At 69.0% G+C, this 2,403-nt stretch carries 2 protein-coding genes; both read right to left on the minus strand.

The genetic code is table 11. The annotated features are described in order from the left end of the window. Positions 1-57 precede the first annotated feature (57 nt). A complete protein-coding gene (locus GA0115259_RS31015; RefSeq protein ID WP_370748851.1) occupies positions 58-741 on the minus strand; it encodes a helix-turn-helix transcriptional regulator in 684 nt (227 codons plus the stop codon). Between the two features lie 400 nt (positions 742-1,141). After that, positions 1,142-2,403, minus strand: a 1,262-nt coding sequence (locus tag GA0115259_RS31020; RefSeq protein WP_141716765.1) for a helix-turn-helix transcriptional regulator, incomplete at its 5' end; no start/stop codon positions are given.

The following is a 2,403-nucleotide window of genomic DNA, read 5'->3' on the forward strand; positions in this document are numbered from 1 at the left end:
GGCTCCACAGTTCTGTGCGGGCTGCTCGCCGGGCCGCTTCCCGGCGGCCCGGCGGCTTCACTTGATGAAGTCCTCGACCACCTTGGGCGGCCAGGTACCGACGTTGAGAACGCCCATCGAGTAGGCGCGGGAGACCAGGGCGGCCCGGTTGGGCACCCGCAGCTTCCGCAGCAGACCGGTGACGTGGTATTCCACGCCCTGCCGGCTCAGATAGAGCCGTGAGGCCAGCGGAATCGTCGACAGACCCGCCGCTATGCCTTCGAGGATCCGTGCGTCGATCTCGGTCAGGATCTTCTTCTGGCTGGTCACCACGCCCGCGTCGGCCGCGTTCTCCGACGAGCGCATGAGCACCAGGATCGCGGCCACGTCGGGCGTCTCGCCGCTGACGGCCGCGGCCGTCAGCGTGCCTGCGAACGCGGAGTCCTCCGGCCCCAGCGCCACCACATGCGAGGCGAACCGCTGGCGTTTGCCTTCGACCAGCCGGGAGAACTGACGCATCAGCGGCTGCTGGACGCTGGGATGCACCAGCTCGCGGAAGCTGCGTCCGCAGACACCGGCCGAGGAGTCGCCGAAGCGACGGAAGAACTCCTGGTTCGCCTGCTGGATGGTCAGGGCCGGGTCGAGCGAGGCCATACAGAGCCCCGCCTGGTCGAACTGCTGGGCACCTCCGCGCCCGTGCTGGTCAGGTACGAGTTCGGTGGAGTTGAGCTGCGCCGAGTCTACGAGTGCGGCAATCGCCACAAGACCGCCATCCTTTCGGGTCCCCCGGTTCTCTGGGAATTGACAACGACGCTATGCGTCAATTAGCAGTGGTATCCGGCCTTACCTGACTCATTGACCGGTTATCCATTTACCGAAATTGAGACTAGGTAACTCCGCGCTCGCGCGTCAACAAGTTCCCCTGCTCATCGGGCTAAAGCTGTGGTCGAACCCGGGGAAGGTTCGGTCCGCAATGGCGATGGCACGGGATGGGCAAATCCCGGCATGCCGGGCGGGTCCTGCCGGGCACCCATCCCGCAATTGAGCCGCCTTTGAGGTTCTCCTGAGGTTTGTCCCGCACGGTGTGACCGAACCACCGGGCGCAGCCGTCGCACCGGTCACACCGTCCGTAGCACGCCGTTAACACATATGTGTTCGCATGCTACGCGGGCAGAGCGCCCGCCAGCTCATGCCGACCCGAGATGCCGAGTTTCCGATAGGAATTCGTCAGGTGTTTCTCGACGGCCCGGGAACTCACACCGAGTTCACCCGCAATTTCCTGATTGGTGAGGCCGCGACCGACAAGGGAGACGACACGGCGCTCACTGCGGGTGAGCACGGCCGTCCGCGGCGGCGGCGCGGGCGTACCGAGGCCGTGCTCGGCCTGTTCGACCAGCCAGGGAGCGCCGCAGGCCGCGGCGATCGCCCCCGCCTCCCGCAGGGCGGACTCCGCCTCCGGGCCGCCGCCGAGCCGTCGGCCCAACAGCACCAGCGTTCTGGCGAGTTCGAGACGGTGCGAGGAGCCGCGCAGTACGCCGACGGCCTCGCGCAGCAGAGGAACGCCCTGGCCGCCGTGGAGCCAGCCCTTGAGCCGCAGGGCACGCCCGAGCCCGGTCGGCGCTCCCCAGGCCGCGGCCCAGTCGTGCTCCTCCTCGGCCAGTCTCAGTGCGGTGTGCGAGTCACCGAGCCGGTGGTGGAGGCCGATCGCGTGAGGCCGCCACGGAAAGAGCGCCGAGTTCTGCCAGCCGGAGCACTCCAGCCGCCGGCCGCAGGCCAGCAGGCTCTCCAGGGCCCTGGCACGGTGACCGCGCTGAGCGTCCACCGACGCCTGGAGGATCCGTAGAGTCACGGTCACGGCCAGGCCCGTGAACCCGCGTGCGTGGGCCCGGCTCAGGATGCGCTCGCCGAGCGCCGGATCGCGTAGCTCGAACGCGACGGCGCACAGGACGAGTACGGCGGTCTCGCGCCAGTCCGCGTCGACCAGCCCCATGGCGCGTTCGACATATTCGCGCGCCTGGCCGTGCCTGCCCTGCATGACAAGGGTCAATGCCCGTTCGGCGAAGAGGAGTACACCGTCGGCGCCGGTCGTGTTCTGCCGTCCGGTCTGCTGTTCGCTCGACAGCCAGGAGCCGACACCTCGTATCGATTCCGCCGCGAACAGTGTCATCACGACCAGTGGCAGTGCGGTGTACGCGCCCGCCGAGGCGGCCGGTTCGCGTTCCAGGACGCGGTTGGCCGTACGGGCCGCTCCGGCCGCGGTGAGCCGGCCGGTGAGCGTGCCCGCGCAGAGCAGGACGGCCACCAGCTCGCGTTCGCCGGCCGAGCCGAGCGGTGGATCCTCGCCCAGCTCACGCAGGCGTTCGGCCGCCGAGGCCAGCTCTCCCGGATTCTCGTGCCCGCAGTGCCGCAGCCGTGCTTCGAGGC

It is taken from the genome of Streptomyces sp. MnatMP-M17 (assembly GCF_900091995.1).
In the GTDB taxonomy this organism is placed as follows: domain Bacteria; phylum Actinomycetota; class Actinomycetes; order Streptomycetales; family Streptomycetaceae; genus Streptomyces.